Source organism: Enterobacter cloacae complex sp. 677-3DZ2D5B (assembly GCF_004136695.1).
Classification (GTDB): Bacteria; Pseudomonadota; Gammaproteobacteria; order Enterobacterales; family Enterobacteriaceae; genus Enterobacter; species Enterobacter hormaechei_C.
The window spans coordinates 1-24,736 of sequence record NZ_QFLS01000015.1 but is presented as its reverse complement, the minus strand read 5'-3'; the positions used below and the strand labels follow the sequence as shown (position 1 = coordinate 24,736).

General features: G+C 51.9%; 25 protein-coding genes, 1 rRNA gene and 2 pseudogenes. 12 read left to right on the top strand and 16 right to left on the bottom strand.

Going from position 1 to position 24,736, the window contains the following annotated elements; translation table 11 throughout:
* Window positions 1-30: 30 nt before the first annotated feature.
* The 3 genes from rrf (at window position 31) to DD597_RS20045 (ending at window position 2,186) form a co-directional block, all read left to right on the top strand.
* Window positions 31-146: ribosomal RNA gene (gene rrf, locus DD597_RS20055) — 5S ribosomal RNA — on the top strand.
* Window positions 147-274: 128 nt separating this feature from the next.
* Entirely contained in the window at window positions 275-727 is a 453-nt protein-coding gene (locus DD597_RS20050) for a DUF4385 domain-containing protein (protein ID WP_006811623.1), read from the top strand.
* Between the two features lie 151 nt (window positions 728-878).
* On the top strand, window positions 879-2,186 hold the full coding sequence (locus tag DD597_RS20045; protein ID WP_048240394.1) for an MFS family transporter: 1,308 nt from the start codon (window positions 879-881) through the stop codon (window positions 2,184-2,186).
* Here DD597_RS20045 and DD597_RS20040 read toward each other — a convergent pair.
* From DD597_RS20040 to trxC, 5 genes are all read right to left on the bottom strand, one after another.
* Entirely contained in the window at window positions 2,183-2,506 is a 324-nt protein-coding gene (locus DD597_RS20040) for a YfiM family lipoprotein (RefSeq protein WP_003860739.1), read from the bottom strand. The two genes, DD597_RS20045 and DD597_RS20040, sit on opposite strands and share 4 nt — an antisense overlap.
* Window positions 2,507-2,552: 46 nt before the next feature.
* Complete coding sequence (gene pssA, locus DD597_RS20035) at window positions 2,553-3,908, bottom strand: CDP-diacylglycerol--serine O-phosphatidyltransferase (protein WP_026094276.1); 1,356 nt, start codon at window positions 3,906-3,908, stop codon at window positions 2,553-2,555.
* Window positions 3,909-4,017: 109 nt separating this feature from the next.
* On the bottom strand, window positions 4,018-6,681 hold the full coding sequence (pat, locus tag DD597_RS20030; RefSeq protein ID WP_129256535.1) for a protein lysine acetyltransferase: 2,664 nt from the start codon (window positions 6,679-6,681) through the stop codon (window positions 4,018-4,020).
* A gap of 35 nt (window positions 6,682-6,716) precedes the next feature.
* Window positions 6,717-7,415 carry a tRNA-uridine aminocarboxypropyltransferase gene (gene tapT / locus DD597_RS20025; RefSeq protein WP_003860734.1) on the bottom strand — a complete coding sequence of 233 codons (699 nt, stop codon included), beginning with the start codon at window positions 7,413-7,415 and terminating at the stop codon, window positions 6,717-6,719.
* Between the two features lie 70 nt (window positions 7,416-7,485).
* Window positions 7,486-7,905, bottom strand: a complete 420-nt coding sequence (gene trxC / locus DD597_RS20020) for a thioredoxin TrxC (RefSeq protein ID WP_003860733.1) — start codon at window positions 7,903-7,905, stop codon at window positions 7,486-7,488.
* A 204-nt stretch (window positions 7,906-8,109) separates the two neighbouring features.
* Here trxC and DD597_RS20015 point away from each other — a divergent pair, with 204 nt between their 5' ends.
* Entirely contained in the window at window positions 8,110-9,195 is a 1,086-nt protein-coding gene (locus tag DD597_RS20015) for a tRNA/rRNA methyltransferase (protein WP_023314680.1), read from the top strand.
* A gap of 39 nt (window positions 9,196-9,234) precedes the next feature.
* Here DD597_RS20015 and ung read toward each other — a convergent pair whose 3' ends face one another.
* Window positions 9,235-9,924 carry a uracil-DNA glycosylase gene (ung, locus tag DD597_RS20010; protein ID WP_003860729.1) on the bottom strand — a complete coding sequence of 230 codons (690 nt, stop codon included), beginning with the start codon at window positions 9,922-9,924 and terminating at the stop codon, window positions 9,235-9,237.
* A gap of 315 nt (window positions 9,925-10,239) precedes the next feature.
* On the opposite strand from ung, the gene grcA reads away from it, so the two are divergent.
* On the top strand, window positions 10,240-10,623 hold the full coding sequence (grcA, locus tag DD597_RS20005; RefSeq protein ID WP_003860727.1) for an autonomous glycyl radical cofactor GrcA: 384 nt from the start codon (window positions 10,240-10,242) through the stop codon (window positions 10,621-10,623).
* Window positions 10,624-10,674: 51 nt separating this feature from the next.
* Here grcA and srmB read toward each other — a convergent pair whose 3' ends face one another.
* On the bottom strand, window positions 10,675-12,003 hold the full coding sequence (gene srmB / locus DD597_RS20000) for an ATP-dependent RNA helicase SrmB (protein ID WP_003860725.1): 1,329 nt from the start codon (window positions 12,001-12,003) through the stop codon (window positions 10,675-10,677).
* A 132-nt stretch (window positions 12,004-12,135) separates the two neighbouring features.
* Here srmB and DD597_RS19995 point away from each other — a divergent pair, with 132 nt between their 5' ends.
* Complete coding sequence (locus DD597_RS19995) at window positions 12,136-12,873, top strand: tRNA1(Val) (adenine(37)-N6)-methyltransferase (RefSeq protein ID WP_003860724.1); 738 nt, start codon at window positions 12,136-12,138, stop codon at window positions 12,871-12,873.
* Here DD597_RS19995 and nadB read toward each other — a convergent pair.
* Window positions 12,858-14,477 (bottom strand): L-aspartate oxidase, encoded by a 1,620-nt coding sequence (gene nadB, locus DD597_RS19990; RefSeq protein ID WP_023314679.1) that lies wholly within the window; start codon window positions 14,475-14,477, stop codon window positions 12,858-12,860. The two genes, DD597_RS19995 and nadB, sit on opposite strands and share 16 nt — an antisense overlap.
* Window positions 14,478-14,902: 425 nt before the next feature.
* On the opposite strand from nadB, the gene rpoE reads away from it, so the two are divergent.
* The 5 genes from rpoE to DD597_RS19965 all read left to right on the top strand — a co-directional run bounded on the left by rpoE (window position 14,903) and on the right by DD597_RS19965 (window position 19,247).
* Window positions 14,903-15,478, top strand: a complete 576-nt coding sequence (gene rpoE, locus DD597_RS19985) for an RNA polymerase sigma factor RpoE (protein ID WP_006176728.1) — start codon at window positions 14,903-14,905, stop codon at window positions 15,476-15,478.
* A 31-nt stretch (window positions 15,479-15,509) separates the two neighbouring features.
* On the top strand, window positions 15,510-16,160 hold the full coding sequence (gene rseA, locus DD597_RS19980; protein WP_003860719.1) for an anti-sigma-E factor RseA: 651 nt from the start codon (window positions 15,510-15,512) through the stop codon (window positions 16,158-16,160).
* On the top strand, window positions 16,160-17,113 hold the full coding sequence (gene rseB / locus DD597_RS19975) for a sigma-E factor regulatory protein RseB (protein ID WP_003860717.1): 954 nt from the start codon (window positions 16,160-16,162) through the stop codon (window positions 17,111-17,113). The genes rseA and rseB overlap by 1 nt, the downstream gene beginning before the upstream one ends.
* The gene (gene rseC, locus DD597_RS19970; protein WP_003860716.1) at window positions 17,110-17,586 is read left to right on the top strand and encodes a SoxR-reducing system protein RseC; all 477 of its coding nucleotides are present in this window, start codon (window positions 17,110-17,112) and stop codon (window positions 17,584-17,586) included. The genes rseB and rseC overlap by 4 nt, the downstream gene beginning before the upstream one ends.
* 431 nt (window positions 17,587-18,017) lie before the next feature.
* Window positions 18,018-19,247, top strand: a complete 1,230-nt coding sequence (locus DD597_RS19965; protein ID WP_129256534.1) for a site-specific integrase — start codon at window positions 18,018-18,020, stop codon at window positions 19,245-19,247.
* On the opposite strand, the gene xis is transcribed toward DD597_RS19965, so the two are convergent.
* The 5 genes and pseudogenes from xis to DD597_RS19940 all read right to left on the bottom strand — a co-directional run.
* Window positions 19,225-19,509: an excisionase Xis gene (xis, locus tag DD597_RS19960; protein ID WP_022651668.1), complete on the bottom strand. Its 285-nt coding sequence runs from the start codon at window positions 19,507-19,509 to the stop codon at window positions 19,225-19,227. The genes DD597_RS19965 and xis overlap by 23 nt on opposite strands.
* Window positions 19,510-19,555: 46 nt before the next feature.
* Entirely contained in the window at window positions 19,556-19,798 is a 243-nt protein-coding gene (locus tag DD597_RS19955) for a DUF4060 family protein (RefSeq protein ID WP_129256533.1), read from the bottom strand.
* A gap of 59 nt (window positions 19,799-19,857) precedes the next feature.
* Entirely contained in the window at window positions 19,858-20,430 is a 573-nt protein-coding gene (locus DD597_RS19950) for a hypothetical protein (protein WP_370326980.1), read from the bottom strand.
* On the bottom strand, window positions 20,423-20,779 hold the full coding sequence (locus tag DD597_RS19945; RefSeq protein WP_063162867.1) for a hypothetical protein: 357 nt from the start codon (window positions 20,777-20,779) through the stop codon (window positions 20,423-20,425). Before DD597_RS19945 ends, DD597_RS19950 begins: the two co-directional genes overlap by 8 nt.
* A 34-nt stretch (window positions 20,780-20,813) precedes the next feature.
* Window positions 20,814-21,263: pseudogene (locus tag DD597_RS19940) on the bottom strand (enterohemolysin); the annotation flags it as partial.
* Between DD597_RS19940 and DD597_RS19935 the strand changes: the two are divergent.
* Window positions 21,244-21,579: pseudogene (locus DD597_RS19935) on the top strand (replication protein P); the annotation flags it as partial. The pseudogenes DD597_RS19940 and DD597_RS19935 sit on opposite strands and share 20 nt — an antisense overlap.
* A gap of 248 nt (window positions 21,580-21,827) precedes the next feature.
* Here DD597_RS19935 and DD597_RS19930 read toward each other — a convergent pair.
* The 3 genes from DD597_RS19930 to DD597_RS19920 all read right to left on the bottom strand — a co-directional run bounded on the left by DD597_RS19930 (window position 21,828) and on the right by DD597_RS19920 (window position 24,279).
* Window positions 21,828-22,391 carry a hypothetical protein gene (locus DD597_RS19930; protein WP_129256531.1) on the bottom strand — a complete coding sequence of 188 codons (564 nt, stop codon included), beginning with the start codon at window positions 22,389-22,391 and terminating at the stop codon, window positions 21,828-21,830.
* Between the two features lie 6 nt (window positions 22,392-22,397).
* Window positions 22,398-22,889 carry a hypothetical protein gene (locus tag DD597_RS19925; protein WP_129256530.1) on the bottom strand — a complete coding sequence of 164 codons (492 nt, stop codon included), beginning with the start codon at window positions 22,887-22,889 and terminating at the stop codon, window positions 22,398-22,400.
* A 436-nt stretch (window positions 22,890-23,325) separates the two neighbouring features.
* The gene (locus DD597_RS19920) at window positions 23,326-24,279 is read right to left on the bottom strand and encodes a lysozyme inhibitor LprI family protein (RefSeq protein ID WP_129256529.1); all 954 of its coding nucleotides are present in this window, start codon (window positions 24,277-24,279) and stop codon (window positions 23,326-23,328) included.
* Window positions 24,280-24,736 lie beyond the last annotated feature (457 nt).

The following is a 24,736-nucleotide window of genomic DNA, read 5'->3' as shown; positions in this document are numbered from 1 at the left end:
TTTCAGCCTGATACAGATTAACAGAATTTGCCTGGCGGCTTTAGCGCGGTGGTCCCACCTGACCCCATGCCGAACTCAGAAGTGAAACGCCGTAGCGCCGATGGTAGTGTGGGGTCTCCCCATGTGAGAGTAGGGAACTGCCAGGCATCAAACAAGAAAAACCCCGTACCGTAAGGTACGGGGTTTTTTGCTTTGGGCGCGGAAAACATGCCGGATGGCGGCTTCCCCTTATCCGGCCTACAATTGTTAAAACAATTTTAACAATGGTGCCGCTTTGACTCGTCCCTTTGATTATCAACAAGATTTTGCCAATATTAATTTTCGCGAACATCCCGAACGGTATCAGGTGGGCCGGGGTGAGCAGGGCGTATTGATGGTCGAGCCTTATAAAAGCGAAATCCTTCCACACTGGCGTTATAAAAATGCTGAAGTCGCAGCGCGTTCGGCAGAAGAGATCTACGCCCTCTTTGAAGAGTACCGCAGGAATAACGATTTTGTAGGTATGGATATGGCGCGTAAATTCATACAGATGGGATACACCCGTGCCCGGCGATACGCCAATCATAAAGGCGGAAAAAAGTATGATGAGAAGCGCCAGGTCAAACCCCTCGATCACGATCCAGTAAAAGCAGAGGCCGCTGCGGTATTCAAAACGTGGTGGGATAAAATTCGTGCCGATGAAGATTATTTGCAGCGAAAAAAGGCTCACCAGCAAGCGTGGGGATAATTACTACGTCCGCTAATAATTCGATACCTGATCGAGTTCACAAAATCCAATGAAACATATTGGAAACATTTTATTTACCTAACGATTCGTTTTAAATCCGGTTTTACTGTTTGTGGGCAATGGCCCGCAATGTGAGACAGGGGATTTTAAAATGACAGAAACCGTAGCCAGTGCAGATACGGATAACACAAGTTTAGCAGGCAAGGATACTCGCCGTCGGGTTTGGGCAATTGTTGGAGCCTCATCGGGGAACCTTGTAGAGTGGTTTGATTTTTACGTCTATTCATTCTGTTCACTCTACTTTGCGCATATCTTTTTCCCATCAGGGAACACCACAACGCAGCTTCTGCAAACCGCAGGCGTTTTTGCCGCCGGGTTCCTGATGCGTCCCATTGGCGGATGGCTGTTCGGCAGGATCGCGGACAGGAAAGGGCGCAAGACATCCATGCTCATCTCTGTGTGCCTGATGTGCGTCGGCTCGCTGGTGATTGCCTGCTTGCCCGGATATGACACAATCGGAACATGGGCACCGGCGTTGCTGTTGCTGGCACGTCTGTTCCAGGGGCTGTCAGTGGGTGGCGAATACGGCACCAGCGCGACATACATGAGCGAAGTGGCTGTTGAAGGGCGCAAAGGTTTCTATGCATCATTCCAGTATGTAACCCTCATTGGCGGACAGCTACTGGCGTTACTGGTTGTGGTGATCCTTCAACAAATCCTTAGCGATGAAGATTTACGCGCCTGGGGCTGGCGCATACCGTTTGCCCTGGGGGCCGCCCTGGCGGTTGTGGCGCTGTGGTTACGCCGTCAGCTTGATGAAACCTCCCAGCAGGAGGTCAGGGCGCTGAAAGAAGCCGGTTCGATGAAAGGGTTGTGGCGTAACCGCAAAGCATTTTTGATGGTATTAGGCTTTACCGCCGCAGGCTCGCTAAGCTTCTATACCTTCACCACCTATATGCAAAAATATCTGGTCAACACGACGGGCATGCATGCTAACGTTGCGAGTGTCGTCATGACGGTGGCGTTACTGGTCTTTATGCTCATTCAGCCGATTGTTGGCGCGCTGTCGGACAAAATAGGTCGCCGCACCTCCATGCTGATCTTTGGTGGCATGCTCACCCTGGGGACTGTTCCGCTTTTGACGGCGCTACAGCATACAACCTCTCCGTATGCCGCTTTCGCTTTGATTATGGTGGCACTTATTATTATTAGTTTTTACACGGCAATCAGTGGCATTTTGAAAGCGGAAATGTTTCCCGCACAGGTGAGGGCGCTGGGCGTAGGCCTCTCTTATGCGGTCGCTAACGCCCTGTTTGGCGGATCAGCAGAATATGTCGCGCTATCCCTAAAGTCATGGGGCAGTGAAACGACCTTCTTCTGGTATGTCACCATCATGGGGGCGCTGGCGTTTATTGTCTCCCTGATGCTGCATCGTAAAGGAAAAGGGATCCGCCTTTAATAATGCGCCATCTGCCAGACGGCGTAGCCGGTTGTTGCCCCGGCTACGTCCCAGGCAAAATCTTTCCAGCTCCAGCCGCTTCCCGAGGGGCGGCTATCCCAAAGTTCTTTTGATGCCCCCAGGCTGATGGAGAACATCAGGCCCATTGTGGCACTTCGATCCCGGCTATACCCCTGGTGCAGCGCATACTCATTACCCGCAGCGGACAACATTGCAGACGCCAGAAAGTGTTGAGCTTTATCCTGACCCGACCAGTTATCATTAGCCATATGGCTGCAACCGGTCAGGAAAAGAGGGATTATCAGGAAAGGCGTACGCATTAACAGACTCCATAAAAAAAGCCCCGTCGATGACAGGGCCCGTGTATTACAGAATGCGGCTGATGAGGCGGTCGATACGGATCCGACGTAGACGGCGAATCAGCTTGCGAACTTTCACCGGATAATCAGCGATGCTTTGCAGATCGCGATAATGACGAACCACGGTGGTATGCGTGCGTATAAGCTCCAGCTCACGATCGCGTTTCGCGGCTAACGCATGCTGAGGATCATGAATAAGGATGGCGTTTTCCAGATCCAGACGCCAGGCGCGTGGGTTCAGGTTATTACCGGTCAGCAGCATCCACTCGTCATCCACCCACATCCCTTTGAGGTGATAGCTGTTGTCTTCATCTTTCCAGAGACGCACAACCAGCTGGTCCGTGTTCACATAGTACTGTAAACGGCTCAGGAAGCGGCGCAGGTTAATCTCATAGAGATAAGGCAGTGCGCCGATGATCTTGAAAGGCTGATCTTCCGGAATGAAAAAGTCATTTGCCGTTTTATCCCCGACAATGATTTCCACCTTTTTACCATCACGCAGCAGCTGAATGATATTACGCACCAGAACGGCGGGAAGATTAAAGTACGGGGTGCAGATGGTCAGCTTATGCTCAGCGCACGGCATCAAATGAAAGATGGTCTTGTTCAGCAGGCTGGATTTTCCCAGGCCTACCAGAGGCGTAACGGACAGTTCTTCATTACTGGCATCACCCTGAAAACGATAAACCGCATCGCGCAGTTCCTGGCGGAAGGAGCGAACGTCGTTTTTGATTTCCGGGCTTTTCGGGCGATGAGGATCGTCAAGACGGTGCACACCCCGACCATGAACCAGGTTTTTATCAACCCAGTTGAACATGATGTCAGCCATCTGCGGATTGCGGATCAGATGGTAGCGATCGTAGCGGTATTTATCGAGCTGATGGAGATACACATCATTCAGGCTGGCGCCGCTATAAAGGACGCTGTCATCAATGATAAATCCTTTAAAATGAAGAACGCCAAGCGCTTCACGGGTATTCACCGGTACGCCATACACCGGGATATCAATACCCGGATTTTCCTGGGCCGTGCGGCAATACCAGTCAGCATTGGTATTCGAGGCAGCCGCACCAATACGGCCACGCTGAGCACGGTGCCAGTCAACCAGCACGCGAACATCCAGTTCCGGACGCTGACGTTTCGCTTCATAGAGCGCGTTCAGGATCGCACGCCCACCTTCATCTTGTTCAAGATAGAGCGCCACAATGCAAATACGTCGCGTAGCGCTGGCAATCTTTTCAAGAAGCGTCTCCCGGAAATGAGCGGGAGCATAAAAGAACTCTACATCATCAACTGACTGAGAAATCTTCGGTAGTTGAGCAAGGTGTTGTTGATGTTTATTACGCTTAAATTTTGACAACATCACAGTGCGTTTCTTCTCTGTTCATTGAAGGGTTGTCTGTACCAGGCAAACAACATAAGCGGACAATGATACCCCAGTGCCGGTAAAAGTGGGTAACATTTCCAGCAGCTTACTCTTGTTTATCCGTCGAAGTCAGGCTGAGGGACAGAGAGACAATACCTTCATCCAGCTGGATATCAACGTCAAAACCGAGCTTCCGCGCCAGGGTCACCATACCCCGATTGTTTGGCATAGTAATGCCATTCAGGCGTGACAATCCGTGATCGCGCGTATAACCAATGAGTTTTTCGAGCAGCCGTCTGCCCAACCCCAAACCCTTAAGATCGGAACGCACCAGTACGGCAAACTCGGCATCCACGTTATCCGGGTCGGAAATAGCGCGCGTCACGCCGAGGATCTCCTCTCCCGCTCCGGAACGGCGGACCGCCACAATCGCCATTTCTCGATCGTAGTCGATCTGGGTCATATTGGCTAAATCGTCGTGGGTAAATTCATTGATTTCGCTGAAATAGCGATAGTACAAATCTTCCTTCGTCACCTGCGAGATGAACGCCCGCAGCAGCGGCTCGTCTTCCGGCAGGATAGGGCGAAACAGCGCCCGCTCCCCATTTTTCATCTCCACCCACTCTTCCAGATGAAGAGGATAAGGACGAATGGCGAGACGGCTTTCCGGGTCACCGATATAGGGCGCAATGTCCAGCGTCACGTCCAGGGCGGTAAATTCATTTCCGGAGGCAAGAAGGGGGTGGATATCCAGGCGCTGGATCTCCGCACAGTCAACAATGAGGTTGGAGACCTTCACCAGAAACTGGCTTAATCCGGCGATATCAAGCGGCCGCAGAGCGCTTCTCCCGCGGATTTTTTTGCTTTTGATGGCCTGAATAATTAAATAACGCGCCAGGTTCATGTTCAGAGGGGGAAGCGCGACAACCGCCTGTTCTTCTGGCCGCCACTCAACGCCGCCATCACCCAGCATAATGAGCGGGCCAAAAACCGGATCGTGTTCGACAACCACGCGCAGCTCCTGCGCACCCGCACGGTTGGCCATGCTCTGTACCAGCAGGCCGTGGATCCTGGCCTGTGGCCACGTCATTTTTACGCGATCGATAATGGCATCCGCGGCCTGTTGTACTTCTGTCGCGGTGCGCAGATACAGCATGACGCCCTGCACATCCGATTTGTGCGGAATATCGGGAGAGCGCAGCTTCAGCGCGACCGGATAACCAATCTGCTCAGCAATATGTACCGCCTCAGCGCTGTCGCCGGCAATCCAGGTGGGCAGGGTTTGCATTCCATAACTGCCAAGAATGGGTTGTACCTCATGTGTGTCAAGAGAAGTGGCGCCCTCTTCGATGGCCTGCTGCAAAAGCCTGTGCACATCCACCGAATTTGCGGTGAGATTGCCCGGCAGGGCAGGCGTTTCACGCAGCTGCTTCTGGTTGCGGCGGTATTCAACCATATGCATAAACGCGGTAATGGTGCCCTCTGGGGTACGGTAGGTTGGCAACCCGGCTTCACTAAACAGACGCCGTGCCTCCTGCGAGGAGAATTCGCCGCACCAGTTGGTCAGCAGGGTAACGTATTTGCCGCGGGGATGATTTCGGACCTCCTCAATCAGCGCACGCGCACTTTCGCTGCCTGGCGCAACCGCGCTGGGCGAATGGATAATCATCAGCGCATCAAAGTCCTGGCTATCCAGCAAAATCGTGATCGCCTTAATGTAACGATCGCTGCTGGCATCATCGCGCAAATCGAGGGGATTATCGGGAACAACGCTTCCCGGTAACGCATCCCGCAGGCGCTGGAGCGTCTCTTCACCCAGCGTGGCCAGCTTGCCGTTGCGTAGCCAGAGCTCATCCAGCGCCAGGGCGGCGGGAGCGGCACCGTTGCTGACAATCATCAGCTTTTCACCGCGCAGGGGGCGCATGTGGCTTAACGTTTCGACGGCGGAAAAAAGCTCGTGCGTATCCTGTACCCGCAGTAAACCGGCGCGCTGGATCGCTGCATCCCATGCGGGATCCATCCCGGAACGGGAATGTAGCAGGCGCTGAGCCGCGGGGCTGCGCCCGCTTTTGATGACCAGAATCGGTTTATTACGTGATGCGCTACGCGACGCCGACACAAAACGACGGGCGTCGCTCAGGTGTTCAAGGTAGAGCAGGATAGCGCTGGTTTTGCTGTCACGCGCCAGGAAATCCAACAGCTCATCGACGTCAATGTCCAGGCTGTCGCCGAGGGCAATGAAATAGGAAAAGCCCATCTCACGCTGCTGCGCCCAGTCGAGGATGGTATTGGATACCGCAGCCGACTGCGAAATAAAGGCCAGTTTGCCTTTACGGATCGGAACCGGGGAAAAACTGGCATTCAGCCCTTGCAAGGGCGCAAGCAGACCGAGGCTATTTGGACCAAGAATGCGCATCTGGTAGCGGCTGGCGCAGGCCAGCAGTTCGGGCTGCTGTTCAGGAGGCGAGGAAAGAATAATGCAGGTTTTACAGCCTTTCTGACCGAGCGACTCAAGCAATTCGAGGTTTCGTTTCGCATGCGTACAGAGCACGGCGAGGTCGGGAACAAACGGTAAACTTTGCACGTCCGGCCACGCCAGCACCCCCTGTACCGCCTTATAAGCGGGCGTAACGGGCATGACCGGGCCGTTAAATCCGCCAGCCAGCAGATTGCGCATCATCAGATACCCTGCGCGGTCCGGTTTCATCGAGGCGCCAATAACGGCAATGGATTTCGGACGGAGTAGCGCTTCTAACCCTCTCTGGCTCATGCAGGCCTCCTGTGAATGCAAGCGACCTGATGATTTTAAACGCTTTCTGCCTCAGTTGCTGTGACACTACCCTTATGAACGGTTTTTCCCGCAAGATAACGTTCGCGGAAGCAGGAGAAGTGACTGCCCAGCGCGCCGGCCGCCTGGGTATCGCCCGCCAGATCCAGTAGCGCTATGGCGACTTCAGCGGTGCAATATTGACCGTCGGCATGCGCTTCACGCAAGCGATAGGCCGAAACACGCGACAGATCGACGGAAATCACCGGCAGCGCATCAAGATAAGGGCTTTTGCGAAACATCTTTCTTGCTTCGGTCCAGGTGCCGTCGAGCATAATAAACAGCGGCGGCTTACCGGATGGTGGCGCCGTAAGTACCTGACGTTGTTCGCCTGCATATGATGCCGGGAAAACGACCATGGGCTGATAGTCCGGGCTTGCCACCAGGTCGAGCAGAGCCTGAGGTGGCTCAGTGCGCGACCACTGAAACGCTGCGGTGTTGGGTAGAATATCGGCGATCAAACGCCCTGTGTTGCTGGGCTTCATCGGTTCGGTATCGAACATGACCAGACAAAAGCGGCTTTTCGCCTCGCTCGGCGCAAGCGTTTCGCACAGACACACTTTCAGCGGTAAAAGGCAGCGCTGGCAGCGGCGAATACGATTGCCTCGGGCCAGAAAAGGGCGGGTGGCGCGCGCAAGGCGCTCGGCGCGTAATTGAAGTACAGCGTTATCAGTCATGGGCGAAAAGGCAGGAAAAACCCCATTTTCGCAGAGGAGAGAACGGGGCACAAGATATGCCCCGCGAATGTTACAGGGATTCGTTTAACCAGCTGTCGAAAGGCGCTTTTGGTACTGCACCATTGAGCATGTCGATCACTTCACCATTTTTGAAAATCATAATGGTTGGAATGCTGCGAATGCGAAAACGGGCGCTGAGTTCACGTTCCGCTTCGGTATTCACTTTGACAAAACGCATTTTCCCGCTGCGCTCTTCAGCCACGTCTTCGAAGATGGGCGCAAAGTTACGGCAGGGGCCGCACCACGGTGCCCAGAAATCGACCACAACAGGCAGATCGTCCTTGAGGAGTTTGTCCAGCGTAGCACCCGTCGCGTTAATGACATCGCCATCAAATAATTCGTGGCCACAACGCCCGCATTTCGCACCGTCATCCATCCGATCGTCCGGAATGCGGTTTAAAGCCTGACAGTTGGCACATACGGTATTCATAACTAACCTCTGATAGAGCCGTGGAACAACGGCAGAACGCCGATAATGTTTCTGATATGTTACATATTATCAGTGAGCCTGTATGAAACGACAACGCGTTTTATTCAATGGGAACAATAGTCACAGGCTTTTGTACGAAATTATGGCTATGAGCTTGCACATCGGGTAATCTGCGCGCTTCGCGCAGCGCTGGTGGAGAAAAGCATGAACGACGAAATGAAAAACAAAAGCGGCAAGGTCAAAGTGATGTATGTCCGCAGTGATGATGACTCTGATAAACGCACCCAAAATCCGCGTACCGGAAAAGGTGGCGGGCGTCCGGCGTCTTCTCGTGCAGACGGTGGCCGTCGCCCCGCCCGCGATGACAGAAATAACCGCGGCGATGACCGCAAACGTGATGACCGTAAGCGTGACGATCGCAAACGCGATGATTTTGTCCGCGACGGTGGATCGCCATGGCGTACCGTTTCTCGCGCGCCCGGTGAAGAGACGACCGAAAAAGCCGATCACGGCGGTATCAGCGGAAAAAGCTTTATCGATCCGGAAGTGCTGCGTCGTCAGCGTGCGGAAGAGACCCGTGTCTACGGTGAGAACGCCTGTCAGGCCCTGTTCCAGAGCCGCCCGGAGTGTATCGTTCGTGCATGGTTTATCCAGAGCGTGACCCCGCGCTTTAAAGAAGCGCTGCGCTGGATGGCGGCGAACCGCAAAGCCTACCACGTGGTTGACGATGCCGAGCTGACAAAAGCGTCCGGTACAGAACACCACGGCGGCGTCTGCTTCCTGATCAAAAAACGTAACGGCACTACCGTGCAGCAGTGGGTTAGCCAGGCGGATGCCGATGACTGCGTGCTGGCGCTGGAAGATGTGGGTAACCCGCATAACCTGGGCGCTATGATGCGTAGCTGCGCGCACTTTGGCGTAAAAGGCGTTCTGTTGCAGGATGCCGCGCTGCTGGAATCCGGTGCGGCGATTCGTACCGCGGAAGGTGGTGCAGAGCACGTTCAGCCGATCACCGGCGACAGCGTGCTGGAAGCCCTTGAACAATTCCGTAACGCGGGCTACACCATTGTCACCACCTCAAGCCGTGCCGCTACGCCGTTGTTTAAAGCGACGTTGCCGCGCAAAATGGTGCTGGTGTTAGGTCAGGAGCGCGATGGTCTGTCTGATGCGGCACTCTCCAGCGCTGACCTGAGCGTCTCTATCGACGGCACTGGCAACGTTGAAAGCCTGAACGTATCCGTTGCGACCGGCGTGCTGCTGGCGGAATGGTGGCGTCAGAACAAGGCATAAGCCTTTTATGTGCCGGGCCTGACCCGGCACATTCAAACCCTACTCGCTCTCTGCCGGTAACACAGGCATCCAGTCAATCGGCTTTTCGCCACGCTTTTCCAGCCACTCATTCGTCAGAACAAAATGATTACTGCCAAAGAAACCACGATGCGCAGACAGCGGCGACGGGTGCGGCGCCTTCAGCACGTGATGACGCTGACGATCGATAATCGCCCCTTTCTTTTGGGCATGCGAACCCCAGAGTAAAAACACGACGCCTTCACGATGCTCATTGATCAGGCTGATAACCTTATCGGTAAAGGTTTCCCATCCCAGACTGGCGTGGGAGTGTGCCTGACCCGCCCGGACAGTTAATACTGTATTCAGCAACAGCACGCCCTGGCGCGCCCAGCTTTCCAGATAACCGTGATTAGGACGGGTGAAACCCGGAATCGTTCCTTCCAGCTCTTTATACATATTCAGCAGAGAAGGTGGGATGGCCACGCCCGGACGCACGGAAAATGCCAGTCCGTGAGCCTGCCCGGGGCCGTGGTACGGATCCTGCCCCAGGATAACCACCTTTACATCGCTCAGTTCGGTGTAGCGGAAGGCGTTAAACACATCTTTCTGCGGCGGATAAATTGTCTGGCCGGCCTGCCGTTCAGCCGCAACGGTACTGAGGGTATTTATAAAATAGGGCTGCTGCTTCTCTTCAGCCAGCACGTCATGCCAGGTTAAAGGTGTTGTCATCTCGCTCTCCTGCGAATCTCATTCTGTGTCTAGCTTACCTGTTAAACCCCAACGAGCAAAATTACCCGCGGAAAACCAGGCTAAGTGACTCAATTTATGTTGAAAACCAGGCAGGATAAGTTGAATTGGTAAACCTTTAAAATTGATCTAAAACAAAAAATACAGACCACACTCTTTGTGTGGTTGGTGGTTTTGTTGATTTAAATCAATAAATCACCCGGGACTGAATGTTATATATACACACAACAAACAATGGTTTTACCAATTGGCCGCAAAAGGCCAGCATCAGTTAATGTAGCCTAAGGGAGGCAACACATGATTACAGGTATCCAGATTACTAAAGCTGCAAATGACGATCTGCTGAACTCTTTCTGGCTGCTGGACAGCGAGAAAAACGAAGCGCGCTGTGTAGTAGCGAAAGCAGGTTTTGCGGAAGACGAAATCGTTCCGGTGAGCAAACTGGGCGAAATTGAATACCGTGAAATTCCAATGCAAGTGCAGCCAGAAGTACGCGTGGAAGGTGGTCAGCACCTGAACGTTAACGTCCTGCGTCGCGAAACGCTGATGGATGCCGTTGAGCACCCGGAAAAATACCCGCAGCTGACCATCCGTGTGTCTGGCTATGCGGTGCGTTTCAACTCTCTGACCCCGGAACAGCAGCGCGACGTTATCGCGCGTACCTTTACTGAAAGCCTGTAAGGTTTCAGCTTTGGGGGTGGAATAAAAAAGCCGGGAATGTCCCGGCTTTTTTTACTCTTCCGTTTTTGTCTCTGACGCAGCAGAGCTTGGCTTACGGCGCTTACCAATATTTTTGGTATCGCGGTGGCGCTGTTTAACGCGCGGCTTCTCTTTTTCTTTCTCTTTTCTCTCAGCACGTTTCGCGAGCGCTTTCTTGGACGGTTTACCCGTCATTTTTTCACTCGGCGCACGTGTGGTCGGACGAAGTCCGTCAATCACGCGAGCTTTCAGCGGCTCCTCAACGTAGCGGCCAATTTTCTGTAGCAGCAAATGGTCGTGCGCTTCTACCAGAGAGATAGCAATACCTTTGCGGCCCGCACGGCCTGTACGACCAATACGGTGCAGGTAAGTATCACCGCTGCGCGGCATATCAAAGTTGATCACGTGGCTCACGTCCGGGATGTCGATCCCGCGCGCGGCAACGTCGGTGGCAACCAGCACATTCACGCGGCCATCGGTCAGGCGCTTAATCCCTTCGGTACGCTTAACCTGCGCCATTTCACCTTCGAGATAGCAGTTGTTGATACCGGCATTGCGCAGCATTTCTGCCAGTTCATGCACGCGCTCACGTTTGCGTACGAATACGATGGTACGGGTTGCCTCTTCCTGCTTCAGCAGGTGTTTCAACAACTCAACCTTATGCTCAAGGTTATCTGCGCGGTAGTACCACTGGTGGATCTTCTTACGCTCACGGGTCGATGGCGTAGCGGACACTTCCACCGGATCTTCCAGCAGACGTTCGGCGAAATCTTTAATGGCATCCCCTTCAAGGGTTGCCGAGAACAGCATTGTCTGGTTACGCCAGCGCGTTTCACCCGCGATGTGTTCGATGTCCTGGGCAAAGCCCATGTCCAGCATGCGGTCAGCTTCATCGAGAATCAGCGTTTCCACTGCGCGGCAGTCGAAGTTCTCTTCTTTTATGTATTGCAGCAGACGGCCTGTCGTCGCGACAACGATATCCTGGTTTTCGCTGAACACTTCGGCGTGGTTCATATACGCTACGCCGCCGGTGATGGTCGCGATATCCAGATGGGTGTTCGCCGCCAGCTCACGCGCGTGTTCGGCAACCTGCATCGCCAGTTCACGGGTCGGGGTCAGGATCAAAATGCGCGGCGGGCCTGATTTTTTACGCGGAAAGTCGAGCAAATGCTGCAACACAGGCAGCAAGTAGGCTGCTGTCTTCCCCGTGCCGGTTGGCGCAGAACCGAGCACATCGCGGCCCTCAAGCGCAGGCGGAATGGCCGCGGCCTGAATGGCGGTCGGGCGTGTAAAGCCTTTGCTCTCAAGGGCATTGAGCAGGCTTTCATCGAGTTCAAGTTCGGAAAAAGTCGTTACAGTCATGTTCTACCTCTGTGTGGGGCGCTGATTATAGACGTTACGGCTGTAATCTTCATCTGTTTGTATGGATATCGCTTTTCGACCACTTCGCTTTCCCCTATGCTACTCCAGTTTCACTCAGAAGGTTGCCCTGACATGTCTCAACTCAAAGCGCAGTTGCGCCGCGATGGTTTTACGTTTAAACAGTTTTTTGTGGCGCACGATCGTTGTGCGATGAAAGTCGGTACAGACGGTATTTTACTGGGGGCATGGGCTCCTGTCGCAGGTGTAAAACGCATTCTGGATATTGGTACGGGCAGCGGACTTCAGGCGCTGATGCTGGCGCAGCGAACGGAAGAACACGTCACGATTGATGCCGTTGAGCTTGATCCTCAGGCGGCCCGGCAGGCAAGTGAAAACGCTGCCGACTCTCCGTGGGCAGAACGCATCAGGGTAGAATGCGCCGATGTCCTGACCTGGGCGCCGGAGCAGACCGCGCGTTACGATTTGATTGTCAGCAATCCGCCGTATTTCACGCCAGGCGTGGAATGTGGCACGCCGGAACGCGAGCAGGCACGTTACACCGGCTCGCTCGATCACAAGGCGCTACTGACCAGTGCGGCGGAGCTCATCTCGGAAGAGGGATTTTTCTGCGTGGTCTTGCCTGAAAGCACGGGTAATACCTTCATTGAGATCGCACATGAGATCGGCTGGAATCTGCGTCTTCGTACCGATATTTCGGATACGGAAGGACGCTTACCGCACCGCGTGTTGCTGGCACTCTCGCCGAAAGAGGGCGAGTGCTTTATCGACAGGATGGTCATTCGTGGGCCAGACCAGCGTTATTCCGAAGATTACACAGCTCTGACCCAGGCCTTTTATCTTTTTATGTGAACCTGCGGCGTCAACACCGACGGCCCGGACGTTTCAAGCGGTTCGGGATAGTCCAGCGTATAATGCAGGCCACGGCTCTCTTTGCGCATCATTGCACAGCGCACAATCAGCTCGGCAACCTGCACAAGGTTGCGCAGCTCCAGCAGATTATTAGAAACGCGGAAGTTGGCGTAATATTCATCGATTTCCTGCTGCAACATCATGATGCGGCGTAACGCGCGTTCCAGACGCTTCGTTGTACGTACAATCCCGACATAATCCCACATGAAAAGCCGCAGCTCGTGCCAGTTATGCTGGATTACCACCAGTTCGTCCGGGTTTTCTACCCGACTTTCATCCCATGCCGGCAAGTGTGTTGTCGGACGTGCATAGGGCATGCGTTTGGTAATATCTTCCGCAGCCGACCACCCATACACCAGACACTCCAGCAGCGAGTTTGAGGCCATGCGATTCGCACCATGCAGGCCGGTATAGCTGACCTCGCCGATCGCATACAAACCATCCACGTCGGTACGACCATGATCGTCAACCATCACCCCGCCACAGGTATAGTGGGCGGCAGGTACAATCGGCACCGGATCGCGGGTTAGATCAATACCCAGACTCAGCAGCTTTTCATAAATCATCGGGAAGTGCTGGCGAATAAAGTCTGCCGGTTTATGGCTAATGTCCAGATACATACAGTCCACGCCAAGCCGCTTCATCTCGTGGTCAATGGCGCGGGCCACGATATCCCGCGGTGCCAGTTCACCTCGGGGGTCGAAGTCCGGCATAAACCTGGAACCGTCCGGACGCTTCAGATACGCGCCTTCGCCACGCAACGCTTCAGTTAACAGGAAGTTACGCGCCTGCGGGTGGAACAGGGCGGTAGGATGGAACTGGTTAAACTCCAGATTCGCCACGCGGCAACCTGCGCGCCAGGCCATGGCGATACCGTCTCCGGAGGCGATATCCGGGTTAGTCGTGTACTGGTAAACCTTGGAGGCGCCGCCGGTGGCCAGCACAACGGCTTTTGCCTGGCAGGTTTCCACCTTCTCTTTATTCCGATTCCACACCCATGCGCCGACAACACGGCGCGTGCCGGGCAGGCCAATTTTATCGGAAATAATCAGGTCGACGGCGTTGCTGCGCTCCAGTACCCGAATATTGGGATGGCTGAGGGCTTTGCTGACCAGCGTGGTTTCAACCGCTTTTCCGGTTGCATCTGCAGCGTGCAGAATACGGCGGTGGCTGTGCCCGCCTTCACGGGTCAGGTGATAGCTCTCTTCACCATTAGGCTGAACCTGCGTATCAAACAGCACGCCCTGATCGATAAGCCATTGCACGCAGTGGCGGGCATTGCTGGCGACAAACTCTGCGGCATGCTTATCCACAATCCCGGCGCCGGCAATCAGGGTGTCTTCTACATGCGAGGCAATGCTATCCGTTTCATCAAACACCGCGGCAATACCGCCTTGTGCATAGAAGGTGGAACCTTCGCTCATCGGCCCTTTACTCAGCACGATTACGTTCTGATGTTCCGCCAGGCGCAGTGCGAGGGAGAGGCCGGCAGCACCGCTGCCAATGATCAGTACATCACAATGAAGTTCAGGCGTCGTGTTCATGATGTTTGTTTAATTTACTAAACATGGTGTGGGGAGAATAGCATTGCGATGCGAGATATCGCACGTTTTTTTTGAGGTGTGTTGCAATGACTAAACGGAATCCCGGAGGTTAAATCTGCGCTAAATGGCCGGAAATATTTTGCGAAGCAGATCGTTAGCTTCAGATTTTGTGGTGAAATAAAGCCTGTGTTGCGTTACTCTTCTGACGATAAAGTTAATGATTCTTGTCAGAAAGCGGGTGCGTATCGTGAACAGACTTATAATGAGAGAAAATGAATGGTCTGCGGCGCGATGAACAAAAACAAAGGCGTTACGGAACTTATTGAAGAACAGACACTCTAATTCGGTGCTTGCTCAAAGTGCAATGTTGTTAGAGTGGCGTTTCGATAACGCGTGGAATTTGGTTTGGGGAGACATTACCTCGGATGAGCGAGCAGTTAACGGACCAGGTCCTGGTTGAACGGGTCCAGAAGGGAGATCAGAAAGCTTTTAACCTACTGGTGGTGCGCTACCAGCATAAGGTAGCGAGTCTGGTTTCCCGTTATGTACCGTCAGGCGATGTTCCTGATGTTGTACAAGAGTCTTTTATTAAGGCCTATCGCGCGCTGGATTCATTCCGGGGGGATAGTGCTTTTTATACCTGGCTGTATCGTATTGCAGTCAATACGGCTAAGAATTATTTGGTTGCTCAGGGCCGGCGTCCGCCTTCAAGTGATGTTGACGCTATCGACGCAGAAAACTTCGAAAGTGGCGGCGCGCTGAAAGAAATTTCGAACCCTGAGAACTTAATGTTGTCAGAAGAACTGAGACAAATCGTTTTTCGCACGATCGAGTCGCTCCCGGAAGATTTACGCATGGCAATTACGTTACGGGAGCTGGATGGCCTAAGCTATGAAGAGATAGCCGCCATCATGGATTGTCCGGTCGGCACGGTTCGTTCACGAATTTTCCGTGCGCGAGAAGCCATTGATAATAAAGTTCAACCGCTTATCAGGCGTTGACGATAGCGGGATACTGGAAAAGGTATTAGGCATGCAGAAAGAAAAACTTTCCGCTTTAATGGATGGTGAAACGCTGGATAATGAGCTGCTCGATGAGTTGTCTCATTCTCCCGAAATGCAACAGACCTGGGAGAGCTATCATCTTATCCGCGACACGCTGCGCGGTGATACCAGTGAGGTTCTCCATTTCGATATCTCAGCACGCGTTATGGCGGCCATTGAGAACGAACCTGTTCATCAGACCACGCCGCTGATTCCTGAAGCGCAGCCTGCACCTCACCAGTGGCAGAAAATGCCGTTCTGGCACAAGGTGCGTCCATGGGCCAGCCAGCTCACCCAGATGGGGGTCGCTGCGTGCGTATCGCTTGCAGTTATCGTTGGGGTCCAGCACTATAACACTCAGTCTGAAGCCAATCAGCAACCTGAAGCGCCAGTGTTTAATACGCTGCCGATGATGGGTAAAGCCAGCCCGGTTAGCCTGGGCGTACCGGCAGATGCCTCCGCAAGCGGCGGACAGCAACAGCAGGTACAGGAGCAGCGCCGTCGCATTAATGCGATGTTGCAGGATTACGAGTTGCAGCGCCGTCTGCACTCCGAGCAGCTTCAGTTTGAGCAGGCCCAAACCCAGCAGGCTGCTGTGCAGGTGCCAGGAAACCAAACTTTAGGAACGCAATCGCAGTAATGAAGCAACTTTGGTTCGCCATGTCTTTGATGGCGGGTAGCCTGTTCTTCTCTGCTAACGCCTCGGCTGATGTTTCATCCGGGGCGTTGTTGCAGCAAATGAATCTGGCCAGCCAGTCACTCAATTACGAGTTGGCATTTATCAGCATCAATAAGCAGGGTGTCGAATCGTTACGCTATCGCCACGCCCGCCTTGATAACCAGCCGCTCGCCCAGCTTTTACAGATGGATGGCCCGCGTCGGGAAGTGGTCCAGCGTGGGAACGAAATCAGCTATTTCGAGCCTGGCCTTGAGCCGTTTACGCTCAATGGTGACTACATCGTTGACTCCCTGCCGTCGCTCATTTACACCGATTTTAAACGTCTCGCCCCCTACTATGATTTTATCTCGGTGGGGCGAACGCGTATTGCCGACAGGCTGTGCGAAGTGATCCGCGTTGTTGCGCGGGATGGGACGCGTTACAGCTATATCGTCTGGATTGACGCAGAGACGAAGCTGCCGATGCGCGTTGATCTGCTCGATCGCGACGGTGAAACGCTGGAGCAGTTCCGTGTGATCTCCTTTGACGTAAACAGTCAGGTCGGCAACAGCATGCAGAATCTGGCCAAAGCCAGCCTGCCGCCTTTGCTTTCCGTGCCTGCCGGCGATTCTGTCAATTTTAACTGGGTACCATCCTGGATCCCGCAAGGGTTCAGCGAAGTTTCCAGCAGTCGTCGCCAGCTGCCTACTATCGAAACTCCGGTTGAGTCGCGACTCTATTCCGATGGGCTGTTTAGCTTCTCGGTGAATATTAATCGCGCTACGGCGAACAGTTCCGAACAGATGCTCCGTACCGGTCGCCGGACGGTCAGCACGACGGTGCGCGATAATGCGGAAATTACCATTGTCGGTGAATTACCGCCGCCAACGGCAAAACGTATTTCAGACAGCATTAAATTCAGGGCTGCGCAATGATTAAAGAGTGGGCCACGGTCGTATCCTGGCAGGATGGCGTAGCGCTTGTTAGCTGTGACGTTAAAGCATCATGCAGCAGTTGCGCTTCGCGAGCCGGTTGCGGCAGCCGCGTGTTGAATAAGCTGGGGCCGCAAACGTCGCACACTATTACTGTGCCGAGCGCTCAGCCGCTGGTGGCAGGGCAAAAAGTGGAGCTCGGCATCGCTGAAGGTAGCCTGCTCACTTCCGCCATGCTGGTTTACCTTTCTCCGCTCGCAGGCCTGTTCGTGATGGGCGGGGTTTTCCAGATGCTGTTCGGCACAGATTTGGCCGCCATGTGCGGGGCCGCGTTGGGCGGCGTGGGCGGGTTCTGGCTTGCTAAAGGCGTTTCCCCAAGGCTTGCCGCCCGGGAAGCGTGGCAGCCTGTCATCCTCAGCGTTGCACTGGCACCCGACCAACTTCGTGTTGAGACGCTCTCTTCTGAGGCCCGGTGATCTGCCGGGCTTTATTATTATTTACATCGCCATAAAGAAAACGCCGTCTCTTCGCGCTATACCTGGCTCTAAGTGCAGTTCCAGCTGACGAGGATGTAGTGTAGAATGCTGCGTTTTCGCACTGAAAAACGTCAGGCTAAGAACAGCGGCCTCCAGGAATTCGTAAGGCATAATTATTTAACTATATGAAGAACATACGTAACTTTTCGATCATTGCTCACATCGATAATTGATACCCCGCCAGCCTCCGCAAACCTCCGACAAAAACGCCTCAAGATCCCCATCAAATCAGCCTTTCCAAAAATTATACTGTTTGCATGTACAGTCAACCTACGACATCATAAGTCATGGTTTTTGTGTCCACCAGTGCGTCCATATCCTATGATGGACACATAACCCCCCGTTCTGATGGACACACGCAGGGACAAATCATGGCTATTTCAGATAGTTATCTAAAGTCGTGCCTTGGGCGCGAACGAGACAAAGTTGAAGAAAAGGCAGACCGTGATGGTCTGTGGGTACGCATCTCCAAAAAGGGGGCCGTTACTTTTTTCTACCGATTCCGCTTCCTGGGCAAACAGGACAAGATGACGATCGGCAGCTATCCGGAATTCGGATTAAAAGCCGCGCGCGATGAAGTCGCTAAGTGGGCCGCTATTCTTGCCCGTGGCGAAAACCCTCGGATTAGGCAAAGCCTCGACAAAGCCAAGATTAACAGCCAATACACCTTCGAAGAGCTGTTTCGCGAATGGCACGCTATGGTCTGCATTCAGAAAGAATCAGCCGGGCAGGTCCTCCGCACGTTTGAATTGCACGTTTTCCCTAAGCTCGGGAAGTACCCGGCGCATCAGCTGACGCTTCACAACTGGCTCACTGTTCTGGATCGTCTGGCGCAGGGATACACCGAGATTACCCGGCGCGTAATCAGCAATGGCCGGCAGTGTTATTCATGGGCGGTGAAACGCCAGTTGCTGGAGGTCAATCCACTGGCTGAAATGTCTGGGCGTGATTTCGGCATCCAGAAAAAAATGGGTGAGCGAACACTGGACCGCAAAGAACTGGCGATTGTCTGGCGAGCCATTGAGGATTCCCGCCTCATTGAGCGAAACAAGATCCTCTATAAATTGTCACTGATATGGGCGTGCAGGGTCGGCGAACTCCGGCAGGCTGAAGTAGCACATTTTGATTTTGAAGAAGGGATCTGGACTGTTCCATGGGAAAACCACAAGACAGGACGGAAGACAAAGAAACCGATAATTCGACCTATCATCCCGGAAATGCTCCCACTGATAAGACGGGCCATTGAGCTGGCGCCAGGACGCTTTGTTTTTTCAAAATATGAAGACAAGCCGATGAGTGAAGGCTTCCATATGAGCATCAGCAGTAACCTGGTTAAGTTCATGCTCAAGGCCTATAACGAGCAGGTCCCACACTTTACTATTCATGATCTGCGCAGGACTGCGCGAACGAATTTCTCAGAGCTAACCGAGCCGCATATTGCCGAAATAATGCTTGGCCACAAACTGCCTGGTGTGTGGTCAGTGTACGACAAGCACACCTATGTTGAGGAAATGAGAGTGGCATATGGTAAGTGGTGGGCCCGACTTATGAGCATCGTCGAGCCCGACATTCTGGAGTTCACGCCGCGTCAGGTCGGGTGAGACGGCCTTTATCATCACGGGTTAGGTTCAGGTGAGACATCGGCTTACGAGTTGATCGTGACATCTCTTTAATCTGCCAGGCGGTGACTTTGGTTCTGAGCCATTTATTGGGTCCACCCATGTAAGCGCAATCTGGCTCAGGAAAAGGGTTCTCGTTTGGAGCTCTTTTCCTGTAGCGTTCGAGCGTACGTGATGAAATACACAGCTGCCCGCAGATGTCTTTGGTGCTCATCAGCTCAAATTTATTCGTTGCTTTGCTCATCTTTGTTCTCCAAGGGCCCCAACCGGGGCCGTTTGATAATTCTTTATCAGGACTCCTGGCCGGGGAGGGCGCGCAAGCGGCGCATGCCTGTCATTGCCGTGGCCACATAGCTCGCCTTGCGGTTCACCACCTCCACCCAGACCTTCACGCCTTCAACCTTCACCGTATACGTCTCTTTCATCTTGCTGCGCCCATAGTCGCCGTATCTTTGCTGGTGGGCTGCCAGAGCGATGTCGCATGCCTGACGCGCTAACGGGGACTGCTGGTTACCTCGGTTAATCAGTCGCATGGCCATCTCCTTCGATACGCTTAAACTCGATTACCCAGACCCATGGGTTTCTATCCCATTCACCAGAGCCGTAAATGGAATCCCAGAGCGTAGCGAATGATCCCCTGGCGCTTAGCTGGTGCTGCGTCCAGCCCGGCTGGTAATGTTTCCCATAAACCTTCACGCAATCGGGCAACACCTTCTGATCGGGCCTCCTCTTCGCTGATGCTCTTTAACTGCTCGACCCGAACGCCGGTAATCTCCAGCGTGATGCGGGACGCCCAGCGCGGCATGTGGATGCTGGGTGTCCAGCGGACATCCTCAGCCGGCGGCACGTTCTCGTAATGAGTTGGAACATGCGCAGGGTAATTCGCGCGATAAAGTTTCAGATCCGGCGCGCTGGCTCCAGCCTCTGCCCACGTCTCCCGCACCCAGATGCGGTCGCCTGGTACTCCGTACGGGCAGCATTCCCTGATTAGTTCAGGCACATCTTCCGGGTAACAGCCGATAAACTTCTTCCCGATCTGAATGAATTTTGAAATTGGGTCTTTTCCGACCGTGCAGTCCTTAATAATCCTGCGCGTCTGCGTTTTCCGGCCGTCGAGGATGGCGCGCACCATCTCGCTGTTAAAAATCATCCCGCGCTCAGTCATTCCATGCCTCCAGCTCGTTCTGAATCTCTTCGTCGATCTCGTCGTTGCTGGCCTCTTCATTGAGGTAGCTGAGTGCTTCTTTCCTATACTGCTCACGACGGCTGCTGTCGTACCAAACCGAGAACTCTGGAGACCAGCCACGGTCATCACCGTTTTCAGCAAAAAAATCATGCATTGCGTTGTTATAGGCCAGGTTCTCAACCATGCAGTCAGCAGTTGTAAGGGCGCATTCACGGATATAGCCGCGGAGATCGCGCTTACGCCACCACGGACTCACCTTTGAATCACAAAGCCCTTTGAACTCAACTTCCCAGCGGCGGATACAGCGTGTATTTAATGATTTGCTCATATCGTTACCGGGAGGGCGAACCCTCCCGCCTCCCTTAGTCCACGTATTCCGGTTTCATATCCGCCAGGGTGATGCTGAACTGATCGTGCAGTTCGTCGCCCAGGTGACGCTTTGAAGATGCCAGCACGCGCTCGGCTTCCGCGAATCGTTCTGCCGCGTCAGGTTCTTCTGGAGAAGGCAGGGAGTTGATCGCCGCTTCCACCTTGTTACGTGCATCGACCAGGTAGTACCGCTTAACGGCTTTGTTTTTCAGCTCGGTGAACAGTGCGGATCCAAGCGTCGCTTTAGCCGTTTCGATGTCGGCACGGACCGCTTTGGCGCTATCCACATCCTGAGCTTCTTCGATGCGGTTGCGGAACTCGTCGGCCAGGTTTTCGATTTTGGCAGTTGGTTCCTCTGCGCTTTGCGTAGTGGCTGTGTTCTCGCTGGCGATTTCAGTCAAACTGATGTGCTGTGCTGCGGCAGGGTTTACCACCGCTGACGTGATGGCTGAGTACTGGAAGTGGCGCAAACTGGTGTTCCGATACCCTAGCAGCGAGCAATATCCATGGCCTACGCCGGTTTATTACCACATTTGTCTCGAACTGCGGCGCCGCGGTACCGATGGCCAACTGAGCCTCAAAGAGCTTGAGCGTGAGGCTGGAGATATACTGGGTAAGTGGGAAAAGCGGGTCATTGAGGGTAAACCAGTGCCACCTGTTCGCCGCGCAATCGCAGCACCTGTTGCTGAACAGGGCCCGATGCCGATTCAATTGCTATTGGCGAAGTACAACCGGAACAAGTCGAAGGGAATGGTTTAGATGTGCATAACAATCCTTGAGTAGGTGCTAGCTGTCTCGAGTAATAGCCTTAGCCCGACATATTTTATGTTGGAATAAATTTTCGGCATGGCCAGCAGAATTAATAGAGGGATTAAATATATGGTTAGGTATATTTAAAAAAGTTTGAGGTGAGTATATTTCCCTGAGGCCTATTTTAGCGGCGAACATTATTAAGATTAGGCCGAATTGTGATAATTCGCGCCTCCTAGGAAGAAGGCGCGTTTTATTTAAGAGTAGTCACCTATATCCGGCATTATGCTGCCAACGTTATTTTTCGTTGTGCTTGCATGTTTGTTTGAGTTACCTGCAGATTCTTTGTTATAATTTTCAATTGTCTCAAATTTTTCTGCCAGCTGAATTGTCATTGATGATATGAATTGATCTTTTGCTTTTATTGTGCATTTATGTCTTAATATTTCTTTTTCATATTCATTTGACTTTTTCTCTATTTCATCTCGATGGCTTGAGCGTATTCTTGAAATTTCAGTTTGATGTTTTTTTGTTTCTTCAGAAATGGTCTTGTCTTTTTCTTTTTGCTTCTCTTTTTCAAGTCTTTTGACTTGTCTTTTGAGGTCGGAAATTTCTTTTTCAGTTGCGGTTTTTGGCTTGAGAGCTTGAGCTATGAATGTGCTTAAGAGCCCTACCGCAACATAAATAATAGCATAGAAAGGAAAAGAATCATAAAGCCATGAAGGATATTGATGGCTAATGAGATAAGGCTTTAACCAGTTCTGAATATTGCCGACAAAAAACATCAAAAATGAGCAAATAATGTACGATATAATATTCATGAGATATTACTCGCTATCTTTGCCAATCTTTGTGAATGCTTGAGATATTGAAAGTATCTCAAGAGCGTTGCTTACGAATTTAAAATCACCCATGCCGCTATGTAATACGTATTCTATGTTTGAAGAAACCAGGAGTTTATCTTCGTCAGATTTTTCTATAAAAGTTTTGAGTCCAAGATTTCTTTTGTTTAGTTCGTTTACATGCTCAAGTAGATTGAATCTTTCTTTATATTTTTCATTAACATCAACAAGTTCGTACTCTACGTTAAACCTAAAATTTATGAAAAGATAACCATTTCTTTCAATCATGATGTAATTGAATTTGTTTGTGTTATATTTGAATTGACCTGTTATGGTTTTTATGTCATTTGATTCTTTTTTTATTACTCGTTCTTTTAACTCAGTTACACCTTCGATGCTGTGAATTTCTTTACCTAAAGTAGATAGACCAACTTCGTTTTTATCTATTGTTTTGTTTTGTGAAACTTTATTGTTCATTACGCGACCTTCTGTTAGTGGTTTGTTTATTGGTTGATTTTTTGACATTATTGACTAAGTTATGGCTGTACCATAATCATTCTTAAAATGAAAAAACGCGCAAAAAGGCAATTTCTACAACGGTTCGATGACCTTCAGGTTCTGAACTGGTGTAAACTGGCTTAGAGGTAGTTCAGTCATTCAAACTAATACAGTTTAGCTCACTTAAACACATAACTTCAAGATTAACATAACAAAATTAGTTACCAATTACTGTTGTTAATGACTATAAGCTGTGTTTTACGGTTTGAGACCAAGTCGATCATTTCTGGATCTGGCGTTGGCGTCGGATTCAACGGAGTGTATGTAGTAAAAAAGGCAGAGGTCACGGCGGAAATTAAGAAGCATTATGCTGGAGCCAGCTTATCGCTGGCCACCAGTCTGAAAGGGGCTTCAGTTATTGTGTTCTGATGAAAGTTGTCCTTGAAAGGGTCATTTGCGTCTGGCAGTCAACCATTTTCTTAATTTCAGAATCTGAACCCTGCATTGAAACTTTGCCGCACATGGCATCCTTTGTTTTGATCCATTGGCGCTGAGAAGGCAGCAACTCCTTTTTCTTCGACGACGTTAATGTGCTCCAGGCGGTATTCAAATCAGAGTCGGCATTTGCAAACGCCATTCGAGACTGATCGAGGCTGCCAGCGTTTTGCTGTTGAACCTGCTGCTCCACTTTTTCTTGTGCCTGCAATTGTGTCTGTCTCTCAATTTGCTGCTCTGCCTCATACTGGACCTGTTGTTGCGCCCTGAGTTGTGTCTGTTGTTGCGCTTCAATTTGGCTCTGCTGGGCATCCTTAGCCTGTTGGATCTTCTGCTGTTCAACGATCGGGTTGATGATTGAAAGCGATGTAAGTGCAGCGGCACCCACAGATATCGGATTATCAGAGGAGGCTTTTACGAAAACGTTTTTCTGATCGTCGGTCGCCTGTGCTGTGTAGGAGATGCGTTTTGAAAAGCTGTTTGCGTTGTGATCTAAAGACAGGTTTTCCATTTGCTTGTCGAGATTACGGTTAAAGTTCTTTCTGTAAGTATCAGAAAGCTGAGCGTACTCATTCGCAGGTAGGGTCATCGTCACGGTACCTTCACACGTTTTCATTGTGCTACCCGTGTCACTTGAGGTTGTAGAGATTTCAGAGATGACCAGTTTGATCTTGTCCAAGGCGCTTCGTTTGGTCTGATTAGTGACATCAGGGTATTTGTCGACCTGTTCAGAGAGTCCTTCATAAGCAGATTTTTTTAATAAATCCATGAGGGCTGACTGGGTCATTTCAGAAGAACAACCGATCACGTCTTTTTTGTCATCACAGGCTGTAATGGCAACGGCGAGTATGAGTGCTGCATATTTTAATCTCATAAGTTCCCTTTATATTAAGGATTGGCTTTTATGAGGCGGTATGTAATCAGTCCGGATGGCTAAAGCAAACAGCACTGAACACTGAACGCGTCACAAGCAAGGACCAGAGTAGTATCGGCAATGGCTGAAAAATCTTTAATTCAAATGATGGGAACATTATGCAACGGGGACTTGAACGATGATCTCACAGCGCGAATCTACAAGGCAGGTTCTCGCTGGAGAGTGTGGTCATGAGATGTTGCTTGTGAGTCATGATACATATCCAAATGTTCATTCATGCTTCCGCTTTAAAACACTCAAACCACAGAAACTCCAAGTCTTCACGCTAGAAGTTACCTGTTGCTTGTTTGGGGGGACACATTCTCCGTGCGAAACATTGTGATCTCATAAAACGTTGCAAAATCCGTTACATAAGTTTATAAACATACTGTACATACATGGGTCTTCCCCGATCATG

Coding starts and splice junctions, on each gene's coding strand:
- DD597_RS20045 (WP_048240394.1), top strand. CDS start 879: ATGACAGAAACCGTAGCCAGTGCAGATACGGATAACACAAGTTTAGCA.
- DD597_RS20040 (WP_003860739.1), bottom strand. CDS start 2,506: ATGCGTACGCCTTTCCTGATAATCCCTCTTTTCCTGACCGGTTGCAGC.
- pssA (WP_026094276.1), bottom strand. CDS start 3,908: ATGTTGTCAAAATTTAAGCGTAATAAACATCAACAACACCTTGCTCAA.
- pat (WP_129256535.1), bottom strand. CDS start 6,681: ATGAGCCAGAGAGGGTTAGAAGCGCTACTCCGTCCGAAATCCATTGCC.
- tapT (WP_003860734.1), bottom strand. CDS start 7,415: ATGACTGATAACGCTGTACTTCAATTACGCGCCGAGCGCCTTGCGCGC.
- trxC (WP_003860733.1), bottom strand. CDS start 7,905: ATGAATACCGTATGTGCCAACTGTCAGGCTTTAAACCGCATTCCGGAC.
- DD597_RS20015 (WP_023314680.1), top strand. CDS start 8,110: ATGAACGACGAAATGAAAAACAAAAGCGGCAAGGTCAAAGTGATGTAT.
- ung (WP_003860729.1), bottom strand. CDS start 9,924: ATGACAACACCTTTAACCTGGCATGACGTGCTGGCTGAAGAGAAGCAG.
- grcA (WP_003860727.1), top strand. CDS start 10,240: ATGATTACAGGTATCCAGATTACTAAAGCTGCAAATGACGATCTGCTG.
- srmB (WP_003860725.1), bottom strand. CDS start 12,003: ATGACTGTAACGACTTTTTCCGAACTTGAACTCGATGAAAGCCTGCTC.
- DD597_RS19995 (WP_003860724.1), top strand. CDS start 12,136: ATGTCTCAACTCAAAGCGCAGTTGCGCCGCGATGGTTTTACGTTTAAA.
- nadB (WP_023314679.1), bottom strand. CDS start 14,477: ATGAACACGACGCCTGAACTTCATTGTGATGTACTGATCATTGGCAGC.
- rpoE (WP_006176728.1), top strand. CDS start 14,903: ATGAGCGAGCAGTTAACGGACCAGGTCCTGGTTGAACGGGTCCAGAAG.
- rseA (WP_003860719.1), top strand. CDS start 15,510: ATGCAGAAAGAAAAACTTTCCGCTTTAATGGATGGTGAAACGCTGGAT.
- rseB (WP_003860717.1), top strand. CDS start 16,160: ATGAAGCAACTTTGGTTCGCCATGTCTTTGATGGCGGGTAGCCTGTTC.
- rseC (WP_003860716.1), top strand. CDS start 17,110: ATGATTAAAGAGTGGGCCACGGTCGTATCCTGGCAGGATGGCGTAGCG.
- DD597_RS19965 (WP_129256534.1), top strand. CDS start 18,018: ATGGCTATTTCAGATAGTTATCTAAAGTCGTGCCTTGGGCGCGAACGA.
- xis (WP_022651668.1), bottom strand. CDS start 19,509: ATGAGCAAAGCAACGAATAAATTTGAGCTGATGAGCACCAAAGACATC.
- DD597_RS19955 (WP_129256533.1), bottom strand. CDS start 19,798: ATGCGACTGATTAACCGAGGTAACCAGCAGTCCCCGTTAGCGCGTCAG.
- DD597_RS19950 (WP_370326980.1), bottom strand. CDS start 20,430: ATGACTGAGCGCGGGATGATTTTTAACAGCGAGATGGTGCGCGCCATC.
- DD597_RS19945 (WP_063162867.1), bottom strand. CDS start 20,779: ATGAGCAAATCATTAAATACACGCTGTATCCGCCGCTGGGAAGTTGAG.
- DD597_RS19930 (WP_129256531.1), bottom strand. CDS start 22,391: ATGAATATTATATCGTACATTATTTGCTCATTTTTGATGTTTTTTGTC.
- DD597_RS19925 (WP_129256530.1), bottom strand. CDS start 22,889: ATGAACAATAAAGTTTCACAAAACAAAACAATAGATAAAAACGAAGTT.
- DD597_RS19920 (WP_129256529.1), bottom strand. CDS start 24,279: ATGAGATTAAAATATGCAGCACTCATACTCGCCGTTGCCATTACAGCC.